The following is a 245-nucleotide window of genomic DNA, read 5'->3' on the forward strand; positions in this document are numbered from 1 at the left end:
AACCCCGTCGCTCTTGCACGCCTCCACCAGGTCGGCGACGGCCTGCGGCGGCCCGGACACGACCACGGTCGACGGGCCGTTGACCGCCGCGATCCCGACGCCCGCGAACGACGTTTCCGGCCCGACGCCGGCCGCCAACCGCGCCGTTACCTCGTCGGCGGACAGATCCACTGACGCCATCGTCCCGGTGCCCCGCAGCACCGACAGGGCGCGGGACCGCAACGCGACGGTCTTCGCCGCGTCGT

1 protein-coding gene is annotated in these 245 nt (G+C 74.3%); it reads right to left on the reverse strand.

Features of this window, described 5'->3' with window-relative positions:
* Nucleotides 1-245 (reverse strand): acyltransferase domain-containing protein (locus tag B1205_RS29905; protein WP_176308708.1); only part of this gene is annotated, 245 nt, incomplete at both ends.

Source organism: Micromonospora sp. NBS 11-29 (assembly GCF_002140155.1).
In the GTDB taxonomy this organism is placed as follows: domain Bacteria; phylum Actinomycetota; class Actinomycetes; order Mycobacteriales; family Micromonosporaceae; genus Micromonospora.